Source organism: Hymenobacter sp. NBH84 (assembly GCF_014217645.1).
Taxonomy (GTDB): Bacteria; Bacteroidota; Bacteroidia; order Cytophagales; family Hymenobacteraceae; genus Hymenobacter; species Hymenobacter profundi.
The window spans coordinates 3,059,614-3,085,129 of record NZ_CP043644.1 but is presented as its reverse complement, the minus strand read 5'-3'; the positions used below and the strand labels follow the sequence as shown (position 1 = coordinate 3,085,129).

The 25,516-nt window shown below is 54.7% G+C and carries 23 protein-coding genes; 10 read left to right on the top strand and 13 right to left on the bottom strand.

The annotated features are described in order from the left end of the window. Positions 1 to 76: 76 nt before the first annotated feature. The 3 genes from gatC to F1C16_RS12855 all read right to left on the bottom strand — a co-directional run bounded on the left by gatC (position 77) and on the right by F1C16_RS12855 (position 1,959). The gene (gene gatC, locus F1C16_RS12865; RefSeq protein WP_185281045.1) at positions 77 to 364 is read right to left on the bottom strand and encodes an Asp-tRNA(Asn)/Glu-tRNA(Gln) amidotransferase subunit GatC; all 288 of its coding nucleotides are present in this window, start codon (positions 362 to 364) and stop codon (positions 77 to 79) included. Between the two features lie 65 nt (positions 365 to 429). Then, on the bottom strand, positions 430 to 1,092 hold the full coding sequence (locus F1C16_RS12860; protein WP_185281044.1) for a 1-acyl-sn-glycerol-3-phosphate acyltransferase: 663 nt from the start codon (positions 1,090 to 1,092) through the stop codon (positions 430 to 432). Positions 1,093 to 1,371: 279 nt separating this feature from the next. Beyond that, a complete protein-coding gene (locus F1C16_RS12855; protein ID WP_185281043.1) occupies positions 1,372 to 1,959 on the bottom strand; it encodes an NUDIX hydrolase in 588 nt (195 codons plus the stop codon). A gap of 388 nt (positions 1,960 to 2,347) precedes the next feature. Between F1C16_RS12855 and F1C16_RS12850 the strand changes: the two genes are divergently transcribed. Both F1C16_RS12850 and F1C16_RS12845 read left to right on the top strand, forming a co-directional pair. Beyond that, the gene (locus F1C16_RS12850; RefSeq protein WP_185281042.1) at positions 2,348 to 2,611 is read left to right on the top strand and encodes a hypothetical protein; all 264 of its coding nucleotides are present in this window, start codon (positions 2,348 to 2,350) and stop codon (positions 2,609 to 2,611) included. A gap of 102 nt (positions 2,612 to 2,713) precedes the next feature. Continuing rightward, entirely contained in the window at positions 2,714 to 3,289 is a 576-nt protein-coding gene (locus tag F1C16_RS12845) for a ribonuclease HII (protein WP_185281041.1), read from the top strand. 157 nt (positions 3,290 to 3,446) lie between these two features. Here the strand turns inward: F1C16_RS12845 and F1C16_RS12840 are convergent, their stop codons facing one another. Together F1C16_RS12840 and F1C16_RS12835 are read right to left on the bottom strand one after the other, a co-directional pair. Beyond that, positions 3,447 to 3,890, bottom strand: a complete 444-nt coding sequence (locus F1C16_RS12840) for a response regulator (RefSeq protein WP_185281040.1) — start codon at positions 3,888 to 3,890, stop codon at positions 3,447 to 3,449. Between the two features lie 56 nt (positions 3,891 to 3,946). After that, a complete protein-coding gene (locus tag F1C16_RS12835) occupies positions 3,947 to 5,485 on the bottom strand; it encodes an ATP-binding protein (protein WP_246601686.1) in 1,539 nt (512 codons plus the stop codon). 200 nt (positions 5,486 to 5,685) lie between these two features. Here F1C16_RS12835 and gcvT point away from each other — a divergent pair, with 200 nt between their 5' ends. Beyond that, positions 5,686 to 6,789, top strand: a complete 1,104-nt coding sequence (gene gcvT, locus F1C16_RS12830; protein ID WP_185281039.1) for a glycine cleavage system aminomethyltransferase GcvT — start codon at positions 5,686 to 5,688, stop codon at positions 6,787 to 6,789. A 106-nt stretch (positions 6,790 to 6,895) separates the two neighbouring features. Then, positions 6,896 to 7,609 (top strand): 2-phosphosulfolactate phosphatase, encoded by a 714-nt coding sequence (locus tag F1C16_RS12825; protein WP_185281038.1) that lies wholly within the window; start codon positions 6,896 to 6,898, stop codon positions 7,607 to 7,609. 139 nt (positions 7,610 to 7,748) lie between these two features. On the opposite strand, the gene F1C16_RS12820 is transcribed toward F1C16_RS12825, so the two are convergent. Continuing rightward, on the bottom strand, positions 7,749 to 8,075 hold the full coding sequence (locus tag F1C16_RS12820) for a nucleotide pyrophosphohydrolase (RefSeq protein ID WP_185281037.1): 327 nt from the start codon (positions 8,073 to 8,075) through the stop codon (positions 7,749 to 7,751). A 95-nt stretch (positions 8,076 to 8,170) separates the two neighbouring features. Further along, positions 8,171 to 8,611, bottom strand: a complete 441-nt coding sequence (gene dtd, locus F1C16_RS12815; RefSeq protein WP_185281036.1) for a D-aminoacyl-tRNA deacylase — start codon at positions 8,609 to 8,611, stop codon at positions 8,171 to 8,173. Between the two features lie 65 nt (positions 8,612 to 8,676). On the opposite strand from dtd, the gene F1C16_RS12810 reads away from it, so the two are divergent. Continuing rightward, on the top strand, positions 8,677 to 10,194 hold the full coding sequence (locus F1C16_RS12810) for a glycosyltransferase family 39 protein (protein ID WP_185281035.1): 1,518 nt from the start codon (positions 8,677 to 8,679) through the stop codon (positions 10,192 to 10,194). 184 nt (positions 10,195 to 10,378) lie between these two features. Here F1C16_RS12810 and mltG read toward each other — a convergent pair whose 3' ends face one another. Both mltG and F1C16_RS12800 read right to left on the bottom strand, forming a co-directional pair. Then, on the bottom strand, positions 10,379 to 11,443 hold the full coding sequence (mltG, locus tag F1C16_RS12805) for an endolytic transglycosylase MltG (RefSeq protein ID WP_185281034.1): 1,065 nt from the start codon (positions 11,441 to 11,443) through the stop codon (positions 10,379 to 10,381). Positions 11,444 to 11,536: 93 nt separating this feature from the next. Next, positions 11,537 to 12,709: an HRDC domain-containing protein gene (locus F1C16_RS12800; RefSeq protein ID WP_185281033.1), complete on the bottom strand. Its 1,173-nt coding sequence runs from the start codon at positions 12,707 to 12,709 to the stop codon at positions 11,537 to 11,539. Positions 12,710 to 13,259: 550 nt separating this feature from the next. Here F1C16_RS12800 and F1C16_RS12795 point away from each other — a divergent pair. Next, on the top strand, positions 13,260 to 16,235 hold the full coding sequence (locus F1C16_RS12795) for a TonB-dependent receptor (RefSeq protein WP_185281032.1): 2,976 nt from the start codon (positions 13,260 to 13,262) through the stop codon (positions 16,233 to 16,235). A gap of 20 nt (positions 16,236 to 16,255) precedes the next feature. Then, positions 16,256 to 17,689: a RagB/SusD family nutrient uptake outer membrane protein gene (locus F1C16_RS12790; protein ID WP_185281031.1), complete on the top strand. Its 1,434-nt coding sequence runs from the start codon at positions 16,256 to 16,258 to the stop codon at positions 17,687 to 17,689. 78 nt (positions 17,690 to 17,767) lie between these two features. On the opposite strand, the gene F1C16_RS12785 is transcribed toward F1C16_RS12790, so the two are convergent. Next, positions 17,768 to 18,250: a hypothetical protein gene (locus F1C16_RS12785; protein WP_185281030.1), complete on the bottom strand. Its 483-nt coding sequence runs from the start codon at positions 18,248 to 18,250 to the stop codon at positions 17,768 to 17,770. Between the two features lie 173 nt (positions 18,251 to 18,423). On the opposite strand from F1C16_RS12785, the gene F1C16_RS12780 reads away from it, so the two are divergent. Both F1C16_RS12780 and F1C16_RS12775 read left to right on the top strand, forming a co-directional pair. Beyond that, on the top strand, positions 18,424 to 18,699 hold the full coding sequence (locus F1C16_RS12780) for a hypothetical protein (protein ID WP_185281029.1): 276 nt from the start codon (positions 18,424 to 18,426) through the stop codon (positions 18,697 to 18,699). A gap of 235 nt (positions 18,700 to 18,934) precedes the next feature. Beyond that, positions 18,935 to 21,523 (top strand): M14 family zinc carboxypeptidase, encoded by a 2,589-nt coding sequence (locus F1C16_RS12775; protein WP_258048900.1) that lies wholly within the window; start codon positions 18,935 to 18,937, stop codon positions 21,521 to 21,523. Between the two features lie 90 nt (positions 21,524 to 21,613). On the opposite strand, the gene F1C16_RS12770 is transcribed toward F1C16_RS12775, so the two are convergent. The 3 genes from F1C16_RS12770 to F1C16_RS12760 form a co-directional block, all read right to left on the bottom strand. Then, a complete protein-coding gene (locus F1C16_RS12770; RefSeq protein ID WP_185281028.1) occupies positions 21,614 to 22,027 on the bottom strand; it encodes a hypothetical protein in 414 nt (137 codons plus the stop codon). 95 nt (positions 22,028 to 22,122) lie between these two features. After that, positions 22,123 to 23,367, bottom strand: coding sequence for an S-adenosylmethionine:tRNA ribosyltransferase-isomerase (locus F1C16_RS12765; protein ID WP_185281027.1), 1,245 nt, complete (start codon positions 23,365 to 23,367; stop codon positions 22,123 to 22,125). Between the two features lie 99 nt (positions 23,368 to 23,466). Then, positions 23,467 to 24,255: a class I SAM-dependent methyltransferase gene (locus F1C16_RS12760; protein ID WP_246601687.1), complete on the bottom strand. Its 789-nt coding sequence runs from the start codon at positions 24,253 to 24,255 to the stop codon at positions 23,467 to 23,469. Positions 24,256 to 24,625: 370 nt separating this feature from the next. On the opposite strand from F1C16_RS12760, the gene F1C16_RS12755 reads away from it, so the two are divergent. After that, a complete protein-coding gene (locus tag F1C16_RS12755) occupies positions 24,626 to 25,195 on the top strand; it encodes a hypothetical protein (RefSeq protein ID WP_185281026.1) in 570 nt (189 codons plus the stop codon). The last annotated feature ends 321 nt before the right edge of the window (positions 25,196 to 25,516 follow it).

Sequence of the window (25,516 nt, the reverse complement as noted above, 5' to 3'; positions counted from 1 at the left end):
GGTTATCCGTTGTTAGTGTTCTAAGTGATTCACTAACAACAGATAACTGCCACTTGACAGCTAAAAATAACGCGAGTTAATCCAGAACTTTGGGTACGCGGAAATAGTCGGAATCCTTGCGTGGGGCGTTGCGTAGACCCTCCTGGTGGCTTACGGTATTATGCGCTTCATCGGGGCGCAATACATTGATTTCCTGCGATAAGTGCACCAGCGGGGCCACGTTGCTGGTATCGAGTTGGCGGAGCTGATCCACCCAATCCAGAATCTCGTTGAGGGCGCCCAGCATTTCTTGCTCTTTAGTGGCGTCGAACTCGAGGCGAGAGAGGTGGGCCAACTGGCGCAGGGTGTTGATATCAGTGCTCAAAGCAAAGGGGCGTTAGGGTAGGGAAAAGGTGGGCAGCCAACGGAGTTGACTGCCCACCTTCAAAATTACGAATTCGGCAGACTTAGTTCTGCCCGGTCGTTGCTGTGTTGCTCGGTCTTCTGCTCCACGGCTTGGGTAGGGCGCCAAGTAAAGGCCGGTGGCACCCCGGCCGCTTCGGGCTGAAACTCGCTGGCGATGAGATCGTGCGCACGTTGTTTCAGGGCGGGCACGTCGGCCATCGTGAGATTGTGCGTCGGGATGGGCTCATGCAGTACGATACGCAAGGGCGTGTAGCGAATGCGCAGGCCACTTATATCAGGCATGAAGCGGTGGTTCAGCGGCATCGATACGGGCACCAGCGGCACGCCGGCGGCAATAGCCAACTGGAAAGCGCCGTCTTTAAAAGGCACCATCTGCTCGCCGGGTTTCTCGGAAATAGTGCCTTCCGGAAAAATCACCACCGAGCGCCCCGCCGTCAGGCTCTGCTTGGCCAGCACCATGGAGCGGCCCCGGCTTACGGCACTGTTGCGATTCACGGTGATGTAGGCGCTGCCGAAAATCGGTCCCCAAAGCGGTGTTTTCGCCAGGGTGTCTTTGCCAATAATGTTCAGGAAGCCCGGAAGGGTGCTGAACAGCAACGGAATATCAATGTAGGAACTGTGGTTGGCCACGTACACGCAAGGCTGACCAGCGGGCGGCTGGTTTTTGCGCACAATGCTTACCGGCATACCCCACATGAAAATTGCCGACGATGACCAGAACCGGTTGACTTTGTGTAGCCAGGGGTGCCGGCTAGGCTTACGCGCCAGTACCCATTGCAGAGGGTAGGTATAGAAAAATGGCGATACAAACCAGAACGTGCACCAAGTAGTATAGATTCGTTGACCAATAAAACGCAGTAGCTGACGCATATACAAGCAAACTGGAAGGCGAAACAAACACAGTACCCAAGAAAGGCACCGCAAGCATACGCAGAGATTTCTAAAGCAACGGTGAAGCCGAAGAGCCTACCCCGGCTGCTGCCGGCTGGCCAGCACGCGCTCGGCCTTCAGCAAACCGGCCACGCTAATGGCATCGGTAATGCGGTTTTGCATTACCATCTCAACAGCTTCTGCTAAGGGTAGGTGCCACAGGCGCAGCTCTTCGGTTTCTTCGGGCTCTACCTCACCGGGCACCAGGTCCTCGGCCAGAAAAACGAAGCCTTCCTCATCGGTTACGGAGTTGGAGGTGTGCAGGCGGGCAATGTTGGTCCAGCGGCGCGCCGTGAAGCCCGTTTCCTCGCGCAGCTCCCGCTGCGCCGATTCCAGAATATCCAGCTCCACAGGGCCACCGCCCATCGGGATTTCCCAGCTGTACTCGTTCAGCGTGTAGCGGTACTGCCCTACCAGCCACGTGTAGCCCTGCGCATCAATAGGCACAATGCCCAAAGCTTTGTTTTTCATCGATACTACCCCGTAGATGCCTGGGTTGCCGGCCGGGTTCAGCACCTGGTCCTCGCGCACCCTGATCCAGGGGTTCTGGTACTGCATGGCGGTGCTTAGCACTTGCCAGGGGTTGCGGGTTTCATCAAAATCAGCGGCCGGAATAGAGGTCATAGGAAGAGAAATGAAGGAAGGACTAGGCAAAAATACGATTACCCGCTTACTCCGGTAGCAACTGCTGGTCGGCCAGAAGTATTCATTGGTCGACAGAAGTAGGTCAGCAGTCCAGTTTAAGTAGCATTATTCACCGCTATTTGGTAGCTTTGTCTTAATAAAATTAAATAACACAGGTCAGGATAGTGGAAAGGAAGGTTCTGCCTGTGTGCGTTGTTCGGCGAAAGGAATAGGGTGGATGATTTTAACCCCGAACAACGTTCGGAAAGGCCATTGCGGTACGCAATGGCCTTTTTTCGTATACGGTAACCGCTAACCTCCGGCGCATAGCTGCCGTATCAGATAAGAGCAGGCAGTCGTTCACACCCCGGCTGCCCCTTTTCGCTCTATGGCTAACGACCCTAAAAAGAATAACCAAGCTAAAACAGACCTGCCGAAAGAAGGCGACCCACTGTTCAACCTGCACCACGCGCAAGCGGAAGCCGAACTAGCTAAGAAAAACGGCGGCCTCGGCCCGACCACCAACGAATACATGACCGAAGACGAGCAAGATAACGTGGACGCTTCTATTGCGCCGCGCGATAGTCAGGGTTTTGTTCGCGGTCAGGACGACTCCGATGTGATTGGCAGCAATGCCGGTGACCATAAATAAACGAGGCCTCGTTCAATAGGCTGATAAACGGCCCGGCTGGTAGCACAGAAGCTGCCAGCCGGGCCGTTTTATGTGGGGGTGTTGCGTACGTTTGCACCCATTATGTTGCTCTCTTCCTACACCACGCACCTACACGAGGCTGGCCTCGATGAAGCCGGTCGGGGCTGTCTGGCCGGGCCAGTCTTTGCCGCCGCCGTCATATTGCCACCCGATTTTCACGCGCCCTACCTCAACGATTCCAAGCAAATGACTGCCCGCCGCCGCGAGCAGGTACGCGCCGACATCTGCCGTGAGGCCATTGCCTGGGCCGTGGCCGAAGCCTCGCCTGCTGAAATAGGTGAAATAAATATTGCGCAGGCCAGTTACTTAGCCATGCACCGCGCCGTGCAGCAGCTGCCCATCACGCCCGATTTTTTGTTGGTCGATGGCAACCGTTTCCGGCCCTACCCTGGCCTAGAACACGCCTGCATCATTGGCGGCGACGCCCTGTACCGGAACATTGCCGCGGCATCGGTACTGGCCAAAACGTTTCGGGATGAGCGCATGCGGGCGCTGGCGGAGGCATATCCGTATTATGGATGGGAGCAGAACGCGGGTTACCCTACCCCCAAGCACCGGGAGGCCATTCGGACGCACGGTCCTTGCGAGCATCACCGGCTCGGCTTTCGATTGCTTTAATTAGTTATTCGTGAAATACGCTTGTCATCCTGAGTGCAACGAAGGACCTTATCACGTCAGAATGACTGGCGTAACAACGACTCGTTCTGACGTGATAAGGTCCTTCGCTGCACTCAGGATGACAAGCGTATTTAAATGATAACCACAAACTAACCGCCTACTGATCTTTCAGGCGCAGCAAATCGAGGAACAAACTGAAACCGTCGATAGTAGTGGCGCCTTCGCCGAACTTATCGAAGCTAAGGGGCTTGATAATGTAGCCACTTACGGCCAAATTCTGGGCCTTCAGGCGGTCAGTTTCCAGGTCGGAGGTAGTAGTGATAAATACGTTGAGACCTACAAACTCGGGGTCGGAGCGGAGTTCTTGCAGCATCTCCAGCCCGTTCATGCGGGGCATGTTGATGTCTAGAATAACGACGCTGGGCTTTTCGATGCGAGATTCGCCGCTCTCACCGCGCAACATATTGAGTGCCTCGCGGCCGTTGCGGGCAATGTGCAGCGGCACGGCTACATTGTGTTTGCGCAATTCGCGCTGGACATTCATAATATCAAGTTGGTCATCTTCAACCAACAGGATACTGGGGGTAGGATCGGCAGACATAAGAAACAAAGTACTGAGCAATAGAGCCGGTGGGTGACTATGCTTAATACGGTAGGTCAGGCGTTTGGATTAACTAAGTTGGTGGATAGCGCCGGCAGGTCGCCGGTGAGCGTTTGCTTGGCCCAGCTGAAAATAAAGGTAGCGCCTGCCCCCTCTGCCGATTCTACCCGAATGGTGCCACCGTGGCGCTCCACAATCTTTTTCACAATAGCCAGCCCCACGCCGGTGCTTTCTAGGGTATCGCGCTCGGTGAGGGTCTGAAAAATGACGAAAATCCGCTCGTGGTACTCTGGCGCAATACCGGGGCCATCGTCGGCAATGGCAAAAATATATTGCTTGCGATTTTCCTGTATGCTGATGCGGACATGACCAGTGGCCGGATGGTCGTGGTACTTCAGGGCGTTGCTGATCAGGTTGGTGAATACCTGCTGAAGCGGCACGCGGCTAGTAACGAAAGTAGGTAGGAAAGTGGGAAGCTCCACCTGAAAACCGGTCGGTGGGGCCAGCGAATCCACGATTTCGTTGAGCAGTTCCCGCACATCTACCCACTCCTCGGGCTGCTGCACCCGGCCAATGCGCGCTAGATCCAAGATGCCCGTAATGAGGTGCTCCATGCGGTGCACGCGGGTACGCATCAGCGCCAAAAACTCTTGAATGTGGGGAGGAAGCTCTTCGGCCATGTCTTCCTCAATCCAGCGCGAGGCGCTTTCAATGCCGCGCAGAGGCGCTTTCAAATCGTGCGATACCACGTAAGCAAACTGGTCGAGCTCCTCGTTGCGGCGGGCCAGCTGTGTGATGTTAGTATCGATGGTGCGGGCCATACGGTTCAGCGACTGCGCCAGCTCGCTTAGCTCATCGCGCTGGGTGTCGCGCAGACCGGTGCTGTAGTCGCCGCTGGCAATACGGCGGGCTAGCTGGACCATGCTGCCAATGCGCCCCGAAATCTGCCGTACAATATAAGAGGCCCACAGCAAGCTCAGCACACCCGCTAGCACCGAAATGGCGATGGATAAGATGCGGGCTTGCTGGATGCTTTCCGCGAGCTTCACGCGTTGCTTGGCGCGGCTGTCAAACTCCTGCTGATCGAATTTTTCGAAGAGCACCCTAATCTGATCGACCAGCTGTTTGCCTGTCAGGTTCGTCATCAAGTTGCCGTGGGGCATTTCAAGTAACAGCAGCTGGTCGGCGTTGCGGCGATGTGCCTCGCGCTTCTCGCTTACCAGCATGTGCGAGTAGTCGGCCCACTGCTGGTACAAGTGCTGCGCCCGCTCAATACGTCCTTGCTGGGGAGAGCCAGTTTCCAGTTGACTCCGCAGGCGCAGGAAGCGCCCCAGCAAATCTCGCTCGCCTTTGTAGTAAGACTCCAACATTCTCTCGTTGCCGATCAGCAGGTAGCCCCGGAAGCCCGATTCCATATCCACAATGCTGCGCAGCAGCAAGGTGGCCTCGGCTGTGATGCGCTGCGATTTCTCGACGCGCTGTGAGTTGCGCAGCACATTGCGCGAGAGCTGATAATTGACGGCCACGACCACCGCAAACAGCAGCATCACCACAATAAAACCAGCGAAGAGCTTAGTGGAAAGTTTCAGCTTCATGAATACCACGAACAATCGGACCGCTGGGGTAGCTAAAAAACCGGGCCGCAATTTCTTTGGCGGCGCGCTGCCAGCGGGTGAACTTCAAAGATAGCAGGATACGAACAGGTGCGGCCCACCGGCCGGAATTGGCTACTTTTGCCCGCGTCTGGCCCTGGCTGGCCAAGGTTTGTCTTTCTACCCTTCTTCTTGTTTTCTCCATGAGCGAAGCTCTCAAGACCGTTGCCCTGAACGATGTGCACCAGCAGTTGGGTGCCAAAATGGTGCCCTTTGCGGGCTTCAACATGCCCGTGCGCTACTCTTCCGACCTCGAAGAACACCGGACCGTGCGCCGGGGCGTAGGCATTTTCGACGTGTCGCACATGGGCGAATTCCGGGTGCGTGGCCCGCAGGCTCTCGACCTCATCCAGCGCGTCACCACCAACGACGCCAGCAAGCTCCAGGACGGCAAAGCCCAGTACTCGTGCCTGCCCAACGAAGAAGGTGGCATTGTAGACGATTTGCTGGTGTATAAACTGGCCGACGAAGACTACCTGCTGGTGGTAAACGCGGGCAACATTGACAAGGACTGGGCCTGGATTTCGGCGCGCAACACCGAGGGGGCGGAGCTGGAAAACCAGTCGGAGCAGTGGAGCCTGTTTGCCGTGCAAGGCCCTAAGGCTGCTGCGGCGCTCCAGTCTCTCACCGACACCGACCTGGCCAGCATTCCTTACTACTCCTTTGTGCAGGGCACATTGGCTGGTGCGCCCGGTGTTATTCTCTCGGCTACGGGCTACACGGGTGCGGGCGGATTCGAGCTGTATGTGCCTAACGAGTACGCTCAACACGTGTGGGAAGCGGTGATGGAAGCTGGGCAGGAGTACGGCATCAAGCCCATCGGCCTGGGCGCCCGCGACACGCTGCGCCTGGAAATGGGCTACTGCCTTTACGGCAACGACATCACCGACGAAACTTCGCCTCTGGAAGCCGGCTTGGGGTGGATTACCAAGTTCACCAAAGACTTCACCAACGCCGATGCCCTGAAACAGCAGAAAACCGAAGGCGTGACGCGCAAGCTGGTAGGCTTTGTGATGGACGGCCCCGGCATTCCGCGCAGCCACTACGAGCTGGTGAACGAGGCGGGCGAGAAAATCGGGGAGGTAACGTCGGGCACTCAGTCACCCTCGCTTAGCAAAGGGGTAGGGCTAGGCTACGTGCAGACTGCCTACAGCCAGCCCGGTAGTCAGGTTTTTGTGTTGGTGCGTGGCAAGCAACTGCCAGCTACCGTTACCAAACTGCCTTTTGTGTCGGGCACAGAAGCATAAGCACTAATTAGATGGATGGGGGTAGGGACAGCTTATCGGCATCCCTACCCCTGTTGTTTTTATACTGCCTTCACGACTATTGGGCGCCTGCAAGGTGCTTATTCCTATGCCGACTCTGGATATTTGTTTTTCGCCTGACCTGCTGCCACTCTACGATTTACGTGGGCGTATAGCCGTGGTGGTAGATATTTTGCGTGCTACCTCGAGCATCGTTACGGCGCTGGCGCAGGGCGTTGCGCATTTGGTGCCAGTTGAGACGCTGGCGGAGTGCCGGGCGCTGGCCGCCGATAACTACCTGACTGCTGCCGAGCGCGACGGTGTGCAGGCAGAAGGGGTAGATCTTGGCAACTCGCCCTTCGGCTACCTTGATGGGGCAGTGCCGGTGCAAGGCCGTAACGTGGCCATCACCACCACCAACGGCACCCGCGCCATGCACCTGTCGCGCGCGGCCGATGAGGTAGTGGTAGGGGCTTTCCTGAACCTGGGAGCCGTGGCCGATTTTCTACGCCAGCAGGGTAGGGATGTAATCGTGGTATGCGCCGGCTGGAAAGGTCATTTTTGTCTCGAAGACACGCTGTTCGGCGGTGCCCTGGCCGCCCTCCTCGCCCCAGACTTCGACGTAACCAGTTCTGACGCGACCCTGGCCGCCCTCGACCTTTGGGAAAAAGCCAGCCCCGACGTAGCCGCCTACCTCCTGAAATCAGCGCACGTGCGCCGCCTCAACCGCCTCGAAGCTCACAAAGACATGGAATTCTGCGTGCGCCAAGATGAATATAACTTGGTACCGGTGTGGCGGGAAGGAAAAATTGTGAAGTTGTGAGGTATTGAAAACGTCTGTCATCCTGAGCAAAGCGAAGGACCTTCTCACGCCAAAACGAGTCGTTGTTGCGTCCATCGTTCACGCGTGAGAAGGTCCTTCGCTCTGCTCAGGATGACACGCGTCTTTTTCATTCACAACTCTATTTCAACTTCTCATTTTCCTTATGACGAGTAGCATCCCGCTGCGTTTTCTTAGCCAGATTGCGTTGCAACGCTTCGGTTAGATTGACGCCTGTTTGGTTGGCCAGACAGATAACCACGAACAATACATCAGCCAACTCATCGGCCAGCACTTTGTCCTTATCGGATTCTTTAAACGACTGCTCGCCGTATTGCCGGGCAATGATGCGGGCTACTTCGCCTACCTCTTCCGTCAGCATGGCCATGTTGGTTAGCTCATTAAAGTAACGGACACCAGTAGTTTGAATCCACTGATCTACGGTTTGCTGGGCTTCTTCGATAGTCATGATTGGTGAGTTGGTGAAGTTGTGAAATGGTGGGTTTGACCTTCTAATGATGCAAGTTGCGCAAACCTCGACGTTAGAACGTCAACTTCACTATCTCACCGTTCCAGCACAATCGTCACCGGCCCGTCGTTCACCAGCGCTACCTGCATATCGGCGCCGAACTCGCCGGTAGGCACGGGCTGGCCCAGCAGGGTAGTAAGTAGCTGCACAAACTGCTCGTAGAGCGGCACGGCCACGGCCGGCGGCGCAGCACCCACGTAGCTGGGGCGTGTGCCTTTGCTGGCATCGGCCAGCAGCGTAAACTGGCTGACAACCAGCACTTGCCCGCTCACATCCTGCACCGAGCGGTTCATCTTGCCTTCGTCGTCGGCGAAAATACGGAGCTGGATCAGCTTGCGGGCCATCCAGTCCAGGGTAGGGGCCGAGTCGGTGGGAGCAAAGCCTGCCAGCACCAGTAGGCCGGGGCCAATCTCGCCAGTCAGGCGACCTTCTACGGTTACGCGAGCCTCACGGACCCGCTGTACTACAACGCGCATAAGCAGGGTAAACAAGGAATGATGTGCCGGCAGATGTCGTACTTCGCGGAGTACCCACTCTCGGCATGGCTGATTTTACTCCCGCGAAATACGAAAATCCATCCCGAACAGCCACGCTGGCGTGGCTACTGCCCGCGTGGGTGCTGGTAGCCGCTGTGCGTTTGCCCGGCCTGGCCGGTATGGCGCTGCCCGACTACGACTCGGTGCGCAACTGGCAGATTGTGCAGGAACTGGTCCGTGGCGACTTGCGCCATCTGTTCTACCACGCCAGCCCCGGCTTCTACCTGCTCTTCGCGCCCTTGGCGGCGCTCCAGTCCAATTTTCACTGGTATTTGTATCTGAATGTTCTGTTGTCGACGGTGGCGGTAGGCACGCTGGCTGCCGTGGTGGGCTACATGGTGCGGCTGCGCCCGCCCGAAACGGCGTTGCTCACGCTGCTCATCGGTACCAGTACCTTCCTCACCTTTGCCGCCCGCGACTTCACCATGAACTCGGTGATGCTGCTCACCTTCGCAGGCCTGCTACATGCGTACTACCAACGGATACAACGCCCTTCTCGCCGCACCCTACTAACAGCTACCGCATGGTTAGCGCTGGGGCTGTGCTTCAACTATAAATTCTTGTTCTGCCTACCCATTCTGCTTGTACTGGAATGGCGAGCCGCTGATGGGCTGTTGCGTCAACCAAGCAACGCCGGCCGTGTGCTGCTGGTGCTGTCGGCGCCCTACCTGGTGTTGGGGCTAGTGGGCTGGGTAGGTGGCCTACAGTGGTGGCGTTGGCCTGCTACATACTACGGTATTCTGTTTCCGTCGGCCAGTAACGCGGCGGGTCGGGCCAGCAACTTTCGCCTCGATTTGCTATACTACCCGCACTATCTCGTGGCGTTTGAGTCGCCGGTGCAGTGGCTGGGGCTGCTGGCTTTCCCGCTGATATTTTGGCGAGTGCTGCGCGCTGGCTGGCAGCGCCCTAATGCAGTTTTCTACCTTGCTGTGTGGTCGTACTGCTTTCTTGGTGGCTTTTCGCTGCTGCTGAAAGCCCCGCGAGGCCTGCTATTCGCCTACGGACTTTTTGCAGCGTTGGGCTTCTTGGTGCTACGTCATGTACTACGACAGCGCCTGGGTTGGCTAACGGTGGTTGTAGGCGTGGCGGTGTTGGGTAACATGATCCATATTCAGCAAGAAATCTATGCTTACACTGGTACCAATTACCCAGCAGTAGCGCAATGGCTCCAAGCACACCACAGCCACAAAACCGTGAGCACCGTGGGGCTTTCCTTGGCGCCCTACCTTGCCCCCGATTCCCTAAAGAGTATCACAGACGAAAAGCAACTGCCTACCATGCGTAAACGCCACTACCAGTACGTAGTGCTCGATGCTTATTGGCGCGTCACAGGTATTGCGCACTTCGATTCGTTGCGGCGTCAGCGGCCGTTGGCCACATGGCGCGAACCATTGCTCACAGCACCACTACTCTTTCTGGAGCACTCCGAGTTCAGCGGTATTGACTACCCCGAAACAATGCGCCGCCAACAAGCCGCCGCCCAAGACACGGTACAACTGGCTGTATTTGAATTGAACCAGTGACACGATATACGTCCTCGCTTGGCTGTTCCAAGTCAGAACTATACTCAAGCATCTTTGCTACGTGCGTCTGCTTAAAGTTGGGTTAGTTTTACAGGCGGCGCGGCTAGATTCGGGGCGCAGCTATTCAAGCGTAGGCCTCATTCGGCAGATCCGAGCGAGGGCAGCCCTTGATACATGTGTTCTTTTATCGTATAATCTTCAGGCTATCCAGCGTGTGCTGGTAGCGGCGAGCATTCTTTTTATGCTCCGCGAAGGTTTCGGCGAAATCGGAATAGCCGCTTCGGTCGGGGCGGGCGCAGAAAAAGAGGTATTGGTGCGCGGCAGGGCGCAGCACGGCATCCAGGCTCTGGCGGTTGGCGGAGGTAATGGGGCCGGGCGGCAGGCCCGCGTGCTTGTAGGTATTGTAAGGTGAATCGACCAGCTTATCCTTATTCAGCACCCGCTTCACTCCAAAGTTGCCGATGGCCCAAAGTAGGGTAGGGTCGGCTTGCAGACGCATGCGGCGGCGCAGGCGGTTGAGGTACACCCCAGCAATAATGGGTTTGTCCTGGGGCATGGCGGTTTCGCGCTGCACAATACTGGCCAGCACGTGTACCTGGGTAGGCGACAGGCCCAGCGAGTCGGCCTGCTGACGCCGTTGGGCGGTCCAGAACTGCCGGTGCGTAGCCGCTGCCGAGTCCATAAACTGCTGCGCCGAGGTATTCCAAACCAGCCGATAAGGGCCGGGTAAAAACAGGGTTAGCACAGTGGTAGTATCAAGCTGATACTGTCGCTGTAGCAGCTCATTATCCTGCAATAGTTGCCGGAGCGCTACGGAATCAGTCTCTAGTTGCCGCGCTATTTGCCGAACTAGCTGGGGTTTGTACTTGAAGGCGTTCAGCTGAAAACCAACAGTGTCTTGCTCTCCTCGTAGAAGCTTGTCGAGCAAAGCATCGTTGCCAAGACCAAAATCGAGTCGGTAGCGGCCGGGGCGGATTTGGGCTGGGTAGCCGCGCCGTTGGGCCAGCCAAGCAAACGTGGCAGGCTCGTGCAGCAACTCCTGCCGCCGCAGCGTATCCAGTACCGCCTCAAAAGGCGCCCCCGTACGGATATAGAGGTAGGCCGGTCCCAGCGGCGAAACCACCACATTGGGCTTACGCCACACCCGCCACCACGCGTAGCTACCAGTTAACCCTAACACCAGTACAACGCTAAGTAATGCCAACACTACCCACCAGCGCAAACGGGCAGAAGCAGAAGTTTCTGTCATCAATACAAAGATAAAGCACAAAAAAGCCCGGCGCGAACCGGGCTTTGTAGGAAACGGCCAGAGACTCTTGATGTGCTTTGGCTGCCGAGATGCTTATTGAAAAGGGGTAGCAATGCTGTCGTATGACAGCTGATGTTGCACCGCCGTATCGCGCAGAATGGCCTGTTGCCACGGACGGAGCGCCTGTTCAGCGCCTTGCTCAATGATGTCCGATATCAGCCGGTTTGAGAGCACAAGGTTTGCTACGTAGCCGTTGATATCCTCCGTAATGAACGTTTTTAACTGTAATAGCAACTGCTCGCGGGCATCGGCGCGGGCGGCTTTCTCCCCACTCAAACGCCGCCGAAACGGGAAGCGCCGCTGCTCGGGTGGTAGGGTTGGCTCAGGCACTGGCACAAATACGTCGGGTAGGAAGCCGGCCAGTTGGTCGAGGTAGGGCGTGCGCTTCAGCTCGGGGTGTAAGCCTCGGGCGGCTTTCCATTCCTCCAGCGTGCGGGGCGTATCACGGGCCAGCTCGGCGAGGCGGTCGTTGGCAAATACCATGTAAGGTGGCCGATCAATTTGCCGGGCTACCTGGTCGCGTAGCATATATAGGTCGCGAAATAGGGGCATTTCGGGCGGCAGGATGCGGTATTTGCCGGCCATGCGTAGGTAGGGCCGCTCGTCGCGGGTGTAGCGTACGTCTTCTAGCGCTGCGTTTTCCTCATCGGCCCAATGTGTGCGGTCTAGCGCTGCCAGCTTGTCGCGTAGGCGGTCAGCCAGCTCGAACAGGTACAGCACATCGTTGGCAGCATACTGCTTCTGAGCTTCTGTGAGCGGCCGCTTCAACCAGTTCGACTTTTGCTCACCCTTGTCCACCTCAATGCCCAACTCGCTCTGAATCAATCGGCCCAGGGAAATATTGTTATCTGCCTCGGCGAGTAGCGTGTACTGTACGCTGGTGTCGGTGATGTGGCGCACATGCACGCCGTATAGCTCATCAAGCAGCAGAATATCCGACTTACAGCTGTGAAACACCTTTTCTACGGCCGGGTCGCGCAACAGCACCCAAATCGGTTCTAGCTCGTGCGCAGGATTGGTAAGTGGCAGCGGGTCGATGAGGTAGACGGTGCGGCCATCAAACAGCTGAATCAGCGCCAGATTGCGGCCGTAGCGGTGGCGCATGTCGTCAAACTCCAAGTCGATGGCAATGCGAGGCTGGTTGTGAAGGGCGGCGGCGCATTGTTGCACCTCGGCGGCCGTAGTGAGATAGTGAATGGGGGACATCGGGTAAGCTAAACTAGCGCAATAGACACCAACTGTAGCGCAAAAGGCTACCGGGTAAAGGTAGGAAGCACAGCTGGCAAAGTCAGTAAATTGTGAAATACCTTCAAGTAGATCAGCTAAAAAGAAGAAAGAACTTTCCGAGAATTGTGATTAGCTAAATAGTCGTCTGGCGAAGTAAGTGCTTGATTTAAAAAGTGCTTGTATTATGCTCTGAACGATTTGCAACAATTATATAGTGGCGGAAATCAGCTGAAAGTATAAAAAATAATTTTTGACTTATAGATTTGTATTCCCCGCCCCATTACTCTGCCCCCTTGCCGCTATATTAGCAGTAGAGGAAAGTGCTGAATTCATAATTCAGCGAAAGAAAAGAATACAGGAGAATATGCTCTGCGCAACTGAGTAACTGATGTGCAGAGTACGTGATGCTACCCCACTTCATCAGAGCGCAACAGGGATTCAAACGCAAAGCTTTTGTAACGACAGCATAGCTGGTGGTGTGCTGTCGCGTTGATGTACATTTTATTTAACTAACCCTTAGGGACACTGCATGAGACAGAAAATTATACTAACTCTGGTATGGGCCTTGTTGCTGACGACAGCAGCCTGGGCACAGACACGCGCCGTGAGTGGCCGTGTAATAGGACCGGATGGCGCTGGTATACCAGGCGTTACTGTGCTAGAGCAAGGTACAACCAACGGCGTCAGCACTGGTGGTGAAGGCAACTACACCCTTACTGTGCAACCCAATGCTACCTTGGTGTTCACCTCTATCGGCTATATCGGCCAAACGATACCCGTGGGTACCCAGTCCATCATCAACGTGACCTTGAGCAACAACGAAACGTTGCTGAGCGAGGCGGTGGTAGTAGGCTACGGCAGCCAAACCAAGGCTGACTTGACTGGTGCCGTAACGCAACTGACGGCCAAAGACGTAGAGAACACGCCGGTAGTGAGCTTTGAGCAGGCCATCCAAGGCCGCACGCCGGGCGTTACCATCAACCAAACGTCGGGTAAGCTGGGCGCGGGTCCGCAAATTCGGGTGCGTGGTTCTTCGTCGGTAACGGCTTCCAACCAGCCGCTGTATGTAATCGACGGTATTCCGGTAACCTCGCAGGACGTTAGCTCGGACACGGAGCCGCTGAACCCCTTAGCTGATCTGAACCCGAATGATATTGAATCGATTACCATTTTGAAAGATGCTTCGGCATCCGCCATTTATGGTTCGCGTGCGTCTAATGGTGTTATACTGGTAACCACAAAGAAGGGACGCGAAGGGCAGACAAAGGTGAATGTGGGCTATTATGTGGGCACCAGCACTGCTACTCACAAACGTAAGTTCCTGAACGCTGCTCAATATAAGGAGCTGTTCGCGGAAGCTGCCACCAACGTGGGATATCGTAATCCGGCCGATGCATTTGCTGAAAACGGGTTGGACTATAACTCCCCCTATGATGAAAACTGGGTAAATGCCGGTCTACAACGTGGTAGGGTGTCGCAGTACGATTTCAACGTAAGTGGTGGCGATGCAAAGACGCGCTTTTATTTGAGTGCTACTTATAACGACCAGCGAGGTATCATCATCTCAAACCGCTACCGTCGGGGTAGTGCTCGTTTAAATCTGGATCATAGCATCAGTGATAAACTAAAAGTTGGGTTGAATTTGTCGTTAACTCGGTCGTACAATAATCGGGTGCCAGAAGATAATGCCTTCTCCAACCCCATTCAGTTGAACGCTCTGCCACCTATACAGCCCAAGTATGATCCGGTGACGAATCTTCTGAATCCGGCTACGTTGTATTATAACAACTTGCAGGACCTAGAGTACGGTCGTAACACTGCTGGTACCTATCGTTCTTTCAGCACCGCTTACTTGACGTATCAGCCAGTGAAAGGCTTGTCGCTTCGGACTGAAACGGGCGCTGACTTCCTTAACCTAAACGAAGAATTGTACCGGGCCGCAGGCACGCAGGACGGGGGCAACTCAGGCTACGGTTACAGCAACCAAGTGCAGGTGGTAAACTATACTACCAACAATACGGCAACGTATAACAAGGTCCTTAATGAGGATCATAGTATAGAAGCACTGGTTGGTTTTTCCTTCCAAAAATCGAACACGCAGCAGACCTCAGCCGAAGGCCGAGGCTTCCCGAATGCCGAATTTCAGAAGGTAGCTAGCGCCGCTATTAAAACTGCTGGTAGCGTTTCGTCGGCAAACGACTTCTCTTTTATTTCTTATTTCGGCCGTCTCAACTATTCCTTCCGGAATAAATATCTGTTGTCAGGTAGTGTACGGCGCGACGGTTCCTCTCGCTTTGGTAACAATAATCGCTACGGCACTTTTGGAGCAGGCTCAGTAGGCTGGTTGATTACGGAGGAGAGCTTCCTGCAAGACAATTCCGTTGTAAACTTCTTGAAGCTGCGTGCCAGTTACGGTATCACAGGTAATGCCGAAATCGGTAACTACGCTTCTCGGCGCCTCTTCTCGGCTATTTTCTATGCCGACCAAGCAGGCATTCAACCTGGCACTGCGGTTGGCAACCCTAATCTGTCGTGGGAAACAACAGGCCAGATAGATGTAGGCTTGGAGTTTGGTTTCCTGAACAACCGTATTTCGGGTGAGATAGACGTGTATCAGAAGGACACGCGCGATTTGCTGCTCAATCGCCAATTGCCTTACATCAATGGCTATTCGGTGATAACAGAAAACGTAGGTAACCTACGTAACCGCGGTTTGGAAATTGCCCTGAATGGCTTGGTGATTGACAAAGAGGTGAAATGGAACGTGGGTGGTAACATCTCGTTCAACCGCAATGAAATCACGGATCTGGTAGAACCCATCATTGCAGGTGGCAACACGTTAGCACAGGTTCGCGAGGGTCAACCTATTGGGGTATTCTGGGGTGTGAAATACGCCGGGGTAGACCCAGATAATGGCGATGCATTATATTATACATCGGAAGGAACGACGACTAATGTTTACTCGCAGGCATCGCAGCAAAAGCTGGGCAATCCTAATCCAAAGTTCACAGGCGGTATCACAAGCTCCGTTACGTGGAAAGGATTCGATTTTAGCCTGTTAGGTCAGTTTGTGTATGGCAACGACATATACAACACGGCTGGCGTGTATCAATCTGTGAATGCTAACTACTTCGACAACCAAACAATTGACCAATTGCGGCGCTGGCAGAATCCTGGCGACGTGACGAACGTTCCCCAAGCACGTTTGTATGAGCCAAACGGCACGCAAGTGTCATCACGTTGGGTAACAGGTGGTTCGTTTCTGCGTGGTAAGAACTTCACGCTAGGCTACACCTTCCCAGAGTATCTGATGAACAAAGGATTTGCTCGGACGGCTCGCATCTACGTGTCGGCACAGAATTTATTCACTATCACCAATTATGATGGGTATGACCCAGAGGTGAATACGGCCACATTCGGTGGAGCCAATTACATACTAGGCCATGATTTCTACACCCCACCGCTAGCTAAAACGCTGCTGATAGGTGTGAATGTGGGCTTTTAATCACTGTAGTCTTTCAAGGAATGAAAACGATATTATCACGTTCAGTTATAGCCTTAACATTAGGCATAGCTTTTACACTAAGCTCCTGCGAGAAGCAGCTCGATCTGGAGCCACCGCAATCTGTAGATGCCGCCACTGCCCTTAATTCTGAGTCGAAGGTAGGCAGCGCTGTATTGGGCTTGTACGCCAAGTTTGATGATCCGAGCCTGTACGGAACGCAGTTGATTCTAATACCGGATATCCTAGGCGGTAACGGTGTCGTGGCATGGCAGGGTTCTTTCACCACCTACCGCGACCTATTGAATCGTACGACAACCAATCTGAATGGACTAGCAGAGTCTACTTGGCGCGGTGCGTACCAGGCCATCAACCAAGCTAATCTGATAATCAATGCCTTAGGCGTGGTAGAAAGCCAGCAGCTAAAGGCGCAGTATGAAGGTGAAGCACGCTTTGTGCGAGCAGACATGTTGTTTGAGTTAGTACGCCTATACGGCAAACAGTATAATGCAAGTACTGCTGCTTCCGATCTGGGAGTGCCAATCAGTCTTACGGCTAATCAAACGCAAGAGGAAGCGGCTACCGATCTGCCACGCGCTACAGTAGCAGAAGTGTATGCGCAAGTAATAACTGACTTACAAGCTGCCATTACGCTGTTGCCAGAAGACAATGGGTTTCGGGCTTCTAGCTACACAGCCAAGGCATTGCTAGCGCGGGTGTACTTGCAGCAAGGCAACCCGGCTGCGGCCGGCGCACAGGCCGACGATGTAATCGACAACAGTGGCAAAGCGCTTTCGCCTACTCTAGTAGCCGTATTTAGAAACCGCAATTCAGCTGAATCACTCTTTGAGATTCAGCAAAACGATCAGAATAATGCGGGTACAGCTAACAATGGTCTAGCAACTCTCTACGCGAACATAGATCAGTTAGGTAGAGGAGACGTACGTGTTCTAGAGGGATTTGCAGCACAGTACGAAGATAGCGACGAGCGAGGCACTGATCAGCAGACGTTCAACTTAACTCGTAAGCTCATCTATTACGGGACTGGTCCAACGCGAGCAGATAGTTTGTTGCGCTCCGGCAAGTGGGTAGCATATGGTCAGAATATCCCCGTTATACGACTGGCTGAGATGTACTTAATTCGGGCAGAAGCTGCCTTCTATGCTGGTGATGAGTCTGCGGCACTTGCTGATGTGAATATTGTTCGCGCGCGCTCAAAAGCTACTCCACTGACTACCATCACCGCAGAAGATATTCTGCGTGAGCGGCAGCTCGAACTCGCTTTTGAAGGTGTTCGTTTGCACGATTTAAAACGAACGGGCACCAGTATTGTCTACATAAATGCTAGTACCGGCGCTACTATTACAGTTGCAAGTGATAACCCGCGCTTGGTATTGCCAATCCCGCAACGGGAAATCAACGTGAATCCATTATTGGTACAGAATCCTAGCTACTAAACATATAGGATTACTATGAATAGAAAAGAGGCCGTTGCATGAGTTGCAACGGCCTCTTTTCTATTCAGTAATTTTTAATTATTCACCTTCTCCCTCCCCTTCATCGTCCTGCGAGAAATCCAGCTCCTGGGCTAGTTTCAGTGCCTCCTTCATCAGCTCGTCCATGCCGGCAATAGAATCCACTTCCAGCGTGTCGCTGAAGAGGTTGAGCAGTTGTTCGCCCTGCTCATTCACGTAGAGGTTGGAGTAGAGCCGGTCGAACAGTTTGCCTTCTTTGGTGATAATAGCGTCGATTTCTTTGGTGGAGCCGGCGCGTAGGGCGCGGTGCATTAGGTCCAGCACGGCACGGCAGTCTGCGTGGTCGCCTAGGTCGGCCAGCAGCTTCATCAGGGCCATGGCCACGGCTAGACGCACCCGCTCGAAGCCGAAGGAAAGCTCGGGCCGACTGGCACGCTCCAGGTCCTGGTAGGCGGCTAAGGTAGGCTTGCTGAGGTAGCGGGTGGCATCGGCAGGGTCGGGGAAGGCCTGGTGCAGAAGCTGGTCGTAGGTGGTAGCACTCATAGAGAGGGTGGAGATTAAACAAAGAATGAAGCTGAACAGGTAGTTGCCAAAACGGCGCGGACATGTAACCCCAATGCCCAAAGATACGATTGCTACTAGGTTGCTGGCCGCAACAGGTTGCCTGTGTTATGCAATAGCGGCTGGCTTTTAGTACACTTACACATCCTACGCACATGACGCACAAACAGAAATGGTTGCTTTTCGCGCCAGCCGGATTACTGGTAGTTGGTTTCGGCAACTGCCTGATACAATGGGCCGCTAAAATGAAAGACGATGAAGCTCCTACCGCGCAATGGGTAGGTGCTGGTACGTTAGCACTGGGGGTATTCAACGCGGGACTAAGCCTGCTGGGGCGGGGCATTATGGAAAATGCACTCTACGAGATTCGCGAGAAAGGCCCCTCGGCTGTAACGGTTGACAGTATTGCACCAGCTATGTTCGTTGAATAGCTGATATTTCCCTCTGTACAACACAAGCTTAGGTTACGTACCCACTCGGTATAGCCGAACGAGTACGTAAGGCCTAAAGCTATAAGCAAGCCGATTCTACCCCGCTACAAGGGTAAGAAATCGGCTTGTTTGCTTGTATAAAGCAAGGCTATTTGGAGGCTTGATACCGAAAGAGTGCCGCCAACGCTATATTCGATTCTGCGAACCACTTTACCCGCCTACCTACACTCTTTCAATGACGAAATTCTTCTCTTCACCGCTTAGCTGGATGCTGGGTTTTCTGTTGCTAACCAGCGTTGCCAGCTACGCTCAACTGCCTGCTGCACCGGCCGAGGGGCCATTACTCACACCCTCGCAGTTCCTAGGATATCCACTGGGCTCACGCTTCACGCCTCACGCGCAGATGTTGCGCTATGTAGCGCATGTGGTAGCGCATACGCCCAATGGGATGCGCTTGCAACAATACGGTAGCACCTACGAGCATCGTCCGCTGGAAGTGGTGCAGGTGGCTTCAACAGCCAATCTACAACGCCTGGATGCTATCCGGCAGAGTAATCTGCGCCGGGCTGGTTTGGCCGAGGGCGCAACCGACGCTGCCCAGCCGGGTATTGTATGGCTGAGCTACAACGTGCATGGCAACGAGGCAGTGTCGTCGGAGGCGGTGATGCAGGTGCTCTACGACTTGGCCAACCCGCAGGACCAGCAGATGCAGCAGTGGCTGCAAAATACGGTAGTGTTGGTTGACCCCTGCGTGAACCCCGACGGCCACGACCGATACGTAGATTGGTACAACCGCGTGGCCGGACAACCCGCCAACGCATCGCCCTACGCCTGGGAGCACCGAGAGCCGTGGCCCGGCGGCCGCCCGAACCACTATTACTTCGACCTGAACCGCGACTGGGCCTGGCAAACCCAGCAGGAAAGCCGCCAACGCATTGCGCTCTACACGCAATGGCTACCACAGGTGCACGCCGATTTTCACGAGATGGGCGTCGACAATCCCTACTACTTCTCGCCGGCGGCTAAGCCGTTTCACGAAGATATTACTAAGTGGCAGCGGCAGATGCAGGATGCCATTGGCGACTACAACCGCCAGGTGTTCGATAAAAACAACTGGCTCTACTTCACCCGCGAGGTGTACGACCTGTTTGCACCTACCTATGGCGACACGTGGCCGAGCTTCAACGGCGCTATTGGCATGACCTACGAGCAGGGCGGTTCGGGTAGGGCGGGCGTGCGCATCGCCCGCGCCGAGGGCGATACGCTCACGCTCACGCAGCGCATCAGCCACCACCACGCGGCCAGCCGCGCTACCATTCAGGCTGCGGCCGAGCGTCATGATAAGCTGCTCAGTGAGTTTCAGCAGTACTTTACGGACGGTCGCACCAAGCCCCGCGGTGTGTACAAAACCTTCGTGATGACTGGCTCCTCCGACCCTGCTCAACTTCGCGCCCTCACGGAGTACTTAGAGCGCCAGCAAATACAATATGGCTACGCCAGCCGCCGGGCGCGTGTGCGCGGCTACAGCTACGATACGGGTAAGGAAGAAGTGATGGAAGTGCAGCCGCGGGATGTGGTTATCAGCATGTATCAGCCCAAATCGACACTAGTGAAAGTGCTGTTTGAGCCTCAGCCAGCGTTGGAGGACTCACTCACGTATGATATTACAGCTTGGGCTTTGCCCTACTCATTTGGCTTGAAAGGGTACGCTTTGAAAAGTCAGTTGTCAGAGGTGAGTTCCAAGTCGCCAGAGCAGAAAATTCCGCAACGCGCAACCGGTACTTCAGAACCTACAACAGATAAGCCCTACGCCTACCTCAGTCGCTGGACCAACCAGCACGACGTGCAGTTTCTGAGTCAACTGCTGCAAGCCAAGGTGAAGGTGCGGGTAGCCGAAAAAGCTTTCGAGGCGGCCGGCCAACAATATGCGCCTGGCACGCTGGTAATTACCCGAGCCGGCAACGAATCCATGGGCCCCAAGCTCGACCAAGTGGTACGGGCGCAAGCCGATTCGGCGGGCGTGGCCGTGCAGGCTGTGCAAACTGGCTTTTCTACCACTGGCAGCGACTTGGGTTCCAGCTCGGTGCGTTATGTAGGTCAGCCTACTGTGGGCGTGCTGGCTGGCGAAGGTGTAAGCTCCGGTGCCTTTGGAGAGGTGTGGCATTTCTTCGAGCAGCAAATTCACTACCCTCTCACGGTGCTAGGTACCAGCTACATCAACAGCGTGCCCCTGCAGAAATTCGACGTGCTAATTCTGCCCGATGGCAACTACTCCGATGTGTATTCTGACCATGGCTTGGAAGCGCTGAAAACCTGGGTGCGCGCCGGCGGCAAACTGATTGCCTTAGAAGGAGCCGCCCGTTTTTTAGCTGATAAGAAAGATTTCCTCCTGAAAACAAAGCCTGCTGACAGCGCCGCCACAAAAAAAAGCGACCCCTACCAACAGCTCCGTCGCTATGCCGATGCCGAGCGCACGCAATTGCAGGAACAGGTGCAAGGTAGCGTCTACCGCGTGCAGCTCGACAACACGCATCCGCTAGCTTTTGGCTACGGTTCTTCGTACTTCGCCCTTGTTCGCAACCCGCTCAACTACCGTTTTCTGAGCGATGGGGGCTGGAATGTGGGTGTGCTCAAGAAAAACAGCTATGCGGCTGGTTTCACGGGCGTGCAGGCTCGCCGTCAGCTGGTTGATACCTTTGTGCTAGGCACCCAGGAGATGGGTAGGGGTCAAGTGGTGTACATGGCTGACAACCCACTGTTCCGGGCTTTCTGGCAAGGTGGCAAGCTACTATTCAGCAACGCCGTTTTCCTGGTTGGACAATAAAGAGGTAATCAAAAAGCAGAAAAGAGCCCCACCAAATAGTTGGTGGGGCTCTTTTTATTTAGCTGCGCTTTCTTGTAAGCACGGAAGCAATTAAAATACTTCTTCGGCTTTATTACCTACCGCATTGGCGCCTTTTTTCACGCCACGCTTGGTCTTGCGAGCAGCTTTTTTAGTGAAATCACCGGTAGCTTCAGCACCGGTTTCTACAGCATTACCCGTTGCCTTAGCGCCTTTTTTTACGCCATGCTTGGTCTTGCGAGCAGCTTTTTTGGCGAAGTCGCCGGTAGCTTCAGCGCCGGTTTCCACAGCATTACCCGTTGCCTTGGCTCCCTTCTTCACGACATGACCGGTTTTTTTGGCACCGGTTTCTACGCCTTCCTTCGCGTCGTGAATTACTTCACCAGCTTTAGAGCGGTCTTCAGTAGTAGTGGTTTGCGTGGTAGTCTGGGCAAAAGCGGCCGATGAAAGGGCCACGGTAGCTATGAGCAAAAGAAACTTTTTCATGATGTCAGAGGGAAAAAAAGATGTCTCCTCTCTATACGATTCGTGCGAAAATGGTTGCCTTTTGCGTGCAATCTTCCCACTACTACACGGCTAGCTCAGGCATTCGGCAGCAGCAGCGAACTGTCGCCGTAGCTCAGGAAACGGTAGTCGTGGGCTAGGGCATGTTCGTAGACGCGTCGCCAGTCGGGACCCAGCAGGGCAGCTACCAGAAGTAGCAGGGTACTTTCTGGCTGATGAAAATTGGTGATAAGACCTTGTACCAACCGGAACGTATAGCCCGGTGCAATCAGCAGCTGTGTAGTAGCGTGCAGGGTATCGGTCTGGTGCTGGTCTAGGTAGGCGAGCAGGGCGCGCACGGTTTCTTCTAGGGTAGGGGTAGGCACGGGCTGATACGGCTCCCACTGCGTGAGGTGCAACGCCGCCGAAGCCGCCTCAGGCTGGCGCACCAGCTGCGCACCCAGCCAGAACAAGCTTTCTAAGGTGCGCAAGCTAGTGGTGCCCACCGCAATAACCGGCCGCGGCGCGTGCGCAAGCAGCTGGTGGAGAAAGTCGCGCTCCACACTGATAGGCTCGGCGTGCATGGGATGGTCGGCCATGTGATCGGCCTTCACCGGCTGGAAGGTGCCCGCGCCCACATGCAGCGTTACGGTGGCCCGCTGAATGCCGCGCGCATCCAGCTCAGCCAGCACTGCATCGGAGAAATGCAGGCCGGCAGTGGGGGCCGCCACGGCCCCTTCGTGGGCAGCATACACCGTCTGGTAGCGCACGGCATCGAGGTCCGTATCGGCGCGATTAAGGTAGGGCGGCAGCGGCAAATGGCCGGCCGCGCGCAACACCTCGGCGAAGGGTAGGGTAGGGGGCTCCCAGCGAAAAGCAATCAACGAGTAGCCCTCTGCTACCTCCTGCCGCTCGGCCGTAAGCACCGCCGTTTCGCCATCTACCTGAAATTCCACCTGTACTGGTCCGGATTTCCAGCGTTTGCCGTTGCCTACTAAGCATTTCCAGACGCAACTGCCGGTTTGCTGCATGGCGGGCTCAATGGCGCGGTGCGGAGCTACTGGCTCCAGACAAAACAGCTCGACCACCCCACCTGTGAGCTTGTGCGCAAACAGGCGGGCTCGCACTACCTTGGTATCATTGAAGACCAACAGCGAATCGGCAGGCAATTCGGCGGGTAGGGCGTGAAAGCGTTGGTCAGTGATGTTGCCCTGGCGGTACACCAGCAGGCACGACTGGTCGCGGTGCGCGAGGGGCTCCGGCGCAATACGCTCCGGTGGCAGCTGATAGGTGAAATCCTGAATGGAAAGCTGGCGTGGATCAGGGGTAGGGACAGCGGACATCCTGCAAAGGTCTGCAATCAGGTGACTACGAGCAATGCTATGCAAATGGCTACTACCACTCAAGCGCTGTGCATGCAGCTATAGTGGCTTGCGCATCAACTATTTCGCTCTTCTAAAAAACATTAAATGTTGCTGAGGCAACGCTTCCACGCTTTCTACAAACTCTAGACCTACTGCTGCCATCTCCTTACGGGCCTGGTCGATGCTGAGCTTATGTAAGCGCTTGATGGGCACGCTTGGGTCCTCGGCACGGTACTCCACTAAAGCCACCCTACCCGTTGGAGTAAGCGAGGCGCGGACGGCACGCATCATCTCACGTGGATAGTCGAACTCGTGGTAGGCATCCACAAGCAGCACCAGATCAACCTGATTAGCGGGGAGATTGGGATTTTGCGTGGTGCCTTTCACAGCTTCCACGTTGGTAACGTGTTGCTTGGCTTTGTTTTGTTGAATAGCAGCCAGCATTTCGGGCTGAATATCCACAGCCAGCACTTTTCCCTGCGGCACCAGTGGCGCCATTCGAAAAGTAAAGTAGCCCGTACCGGCCCCTAGGTCAGCCACCACGTCGGTAGGCTTTAGTTGTAGCTCCCGCAGTAAAATATCCGTGCCTTCCTCCTGGTTGCGGTCGGGGCGCTCCAGCCAGTCAGCGCCCTCGTGACCCATTACGTGGGCAATCTGCCGGCCTTGGTAATATTTACTGATGCCATTGGGGTCGGCGGCTGGCCGAAACTCGTAGCCCGTAGTGTCGGGTGCCACCAAGGTATGACGTTCCGCAGTCAGGCTCGTGGTATTGACGCTTTCAGTGGGCAGCTGCGTGCAGGCACCCAACAGAAGAACACTGCCGCACATAGGCAGCAACCACCGTGTAGGAAGAGCAGATAAAGACATAAAGTCAAATAAATTGGTGGGAATAGCCTCCAAAACGACTGGCAGTTGAGAAGCGTTCTGCAGAGGCAATGTATTACTTGAATTACGCTGAAAAGGCCGATTTACTACCCATGAGAGCTCAGCAGTTGTCTTCTCTTTAGGGCATACTACACGCTTCATATCTGTGCCTAAACCAACTACGACAGTAATGACCTAACGATAGCAAGTAGAAAAAATATATACGACCACCCGTGAGAAGAAGCAGTTTCGCCTGGCAAACGGCCGCCAGTCGTACATCTCTGCCTCGCTATCAGAATTTAAAATCTGCTGGAAATTCACCCTTGGTGAGACTTTATTCGTATAGGGCGATATTCATTTTACCTTTTTTTGTATGAAAAAACACCTTCTCTCTCTGCAACGTGGCTTTGTTACCTTGCTGGTAACTGCTACTGCTCTCACAAGCTGCAACCGCGCTGAGTACGCCATGTTGCCCAAAACGTCGGCTTACCACGGCATGCAGTATACCGTAACGGCACCCAAGCCAGCAGCTGAAGCTCCTACAGCCATTGCTACTGCACCTGAAGCAGCATCCGTAGCTACTGAAACTCCCGTAGTTGCATCTGCCCCCGCTGTAGCAGTTGTGCCAGCACCAGTAGTTCAGCCCGCACCCGCCGCCAAACCCGCTAAAGCACCTAAGTTGAACCTGATGCAGAAAGCATTGGTGAATAAGGTAGCCAAGCAAGCCAATAAGGTAGCCAGCAAAATGCAAGTGAAGCAGAAGAGCGAAACTGCTGAAACCAACCGCCTCGATGGTAACATTCGCACGGGTATTATTCTGGTGCTGGTTGGTTTGCTAGTGAGCTTGCTGTCCTTCATCAGCGGCATTTTCGGTGTCCTGGGTGGTATTATTGCCATCGTGGGTATTGTATTCATCGTATTGGGTCTACTCGATATGGCGTAAGCTCAAGACAAATAGATCTAAAACAGCAAGCCCCAATCAATTACTGATTGGGGCTTGCTGTTTTTATATACCAATATACATCCTTTACTTAGAGAGCATTAGGCGTTATGGTGTCATCTACTATTACTTCAATTTATGCGTGTCATTTTTTATTTGTTCATGACTGTACTGTCAATGAGTACAGTGAGTTGCCGGAGCAGCCGGGTAGGAACACTGCCTACTTCGTCTTCCATCTATACAAAACCTACGGACACGCTGACATCTAGTGCACCCACTTCTGTGACCTTGTCGGAACAGCGCGATAGTGCCGTTATAGAGCAA

Bases quoted from the DNA above. Each gene is read 5' to 3' on its own strand.
- F1C16_RS12850 (WP_185281042.1), top strand. From the start codon at position 2,348: ATGGCTAACGACCCTAAAAAGAATAACCAAGCTAAAACAGACCTGCCG.
- F1C16_RS12840 (WP_185281040.1), bottom strand. From the start codon at position 3,890: ATGTCTGCCGATCCTACCCCCAGTATCCTGTTGGTTGAAGATGACCAA.
- F1C16_RS12780 (WP_185281029.1), top strand. From the start codon at position 18,424: ATGACGCACAAACAGAAATGGTTGCTTTTCGCGCCAGCCGGATTACTG.
- F1C16_RS12800 (WP_185281033.1), bottom strand. From the start codon at position 12,709: ATGTCCCCCATTCACTATCTCACTACGGCCGCCGAGGTGCAACAATGC.
- F1C16_RS12825 (WP_185281038.1), top strand. From the start codon at position 6,896: ATGCCGACTCTGGATATTTGTTTTTCGCCTGACCTGCTGCCACTCTAC.
- dtd (WP_185281036.1), bottom strand. From the start codon at position 8,611: ATGCGCGTTGTAGTACAGCGGGTCCGTGAGGCTCGCGTAACCGTAGAA.
- F1C16_RS12860 (WP_185281044.1), bottom strand. From the start codon at position 1,092: ATGCCGGTAAGCATTGTGCGCAAAAACCAGCCGCCCGCTGGTCAGCCT.
- F1C16_RS12810 (WP_185281035.1), top strand. From the start codon at position 8,677: ATGGCTGATTTTACTCCCGCGAAATACGAAAATCCATCCCGAACAGCC.
- F1C16_RS12855 (WP_185281043.1), bottom strand. From the start codon at position 1,959: ATGACCTCTATTCCGGCCGCTGATTTTGATGAAACCCGCAACCCCTGG.
- F1C16_RS12770 (WP_185281028.1), bottom strand. From the start codon at position 22,027: ATGAAAAAGTTTCTTTTGCTCATAGCTACCGTGGCCCTTTCATCGGCC.
- F1C16_RS12785 (WP_185281030.1), bottom strand. From the start codon at position 18,250: ATGAGTGCTACCACCTACGACCAGCTTCTGCACCAGGCCTTCCCCGAC.
- F1C16_RS12820 (WP_185281037.1), bottom strand. From the start codon at position 8,075: ATGACTATCGAAGAAGCCCAGCAAACCGTAGATCAGTGGATTCAAACT.
- F1C16_RS12835 (WP_246601686.1), bottom strand. From the start codon at position 5,485: ATGAAGCTGAAACTTTCCACTAAGCTCTTCGCTGGTTTTATTGTGGTG.
- F1C16_RS12790 (WP_185281031.1), top strand. From the start codon at position 16,256: ATGAAAACGATATTATCACGTTCAGTTATAGCCTTAACATTAGGCATA.
- F1C16_RS12775 (WP_258048900.1), top strand. From the start codon at position 18,935: ATGACGAAATTCTTCTCTTCACCGCTTAGCTGGATGCTGGGTTTTCTG.
- F1C16_RS12760 (WP_246601687.1), bottom strand. From the start codon at position 24,255: ATGTCTTTATCTGCTCTTCCTACACGGTGGTTGCTGCCTATGTGCGGC.
- mltG (WP_185281034.1), bottom strand. From the start codon at position 11,443: ATGACAGAAACTTCTGCTTCTGCCCGTTTGCGCTGGTGGGTAGTGTTG.
- gcvT (WP_185281039.1), top strand. From the start codon at position 5,686: ATGAGCGAAGCTCTCAAGACCGTTGCCCTGAACGATGTGCACCAGCAG.
- F1C16_RS12755 (WP_185281026.1), top strand. From the start codon at position 24,626: ATGAAAAAACACCTTCTCTCTCTGCAACGTGGCTTTGTTACCTTGCTG.
- F1C16_RS12845 (WP_185281041.1), top strand. From the start codon at position 2,714: ATGTTGCTCTCTTCCTACACCACGCACCTACACGAGGCTGGCCTCGAT.
- F1C16_RS12765 (WP_185281027.1), bottom strand. From the start codon at position 23,367: ATGTCCGCTGTCCCTACCCCTGATCCACGCCAGCTTTCCATTCAGGAT.
- F1C16_RS12795 (WP_185281032.1), top strand. From the start codon at position 13,260: ATGAGACAGAAAATTATACTAACTCTGGTATGGGCCTTGTTGCTGACG.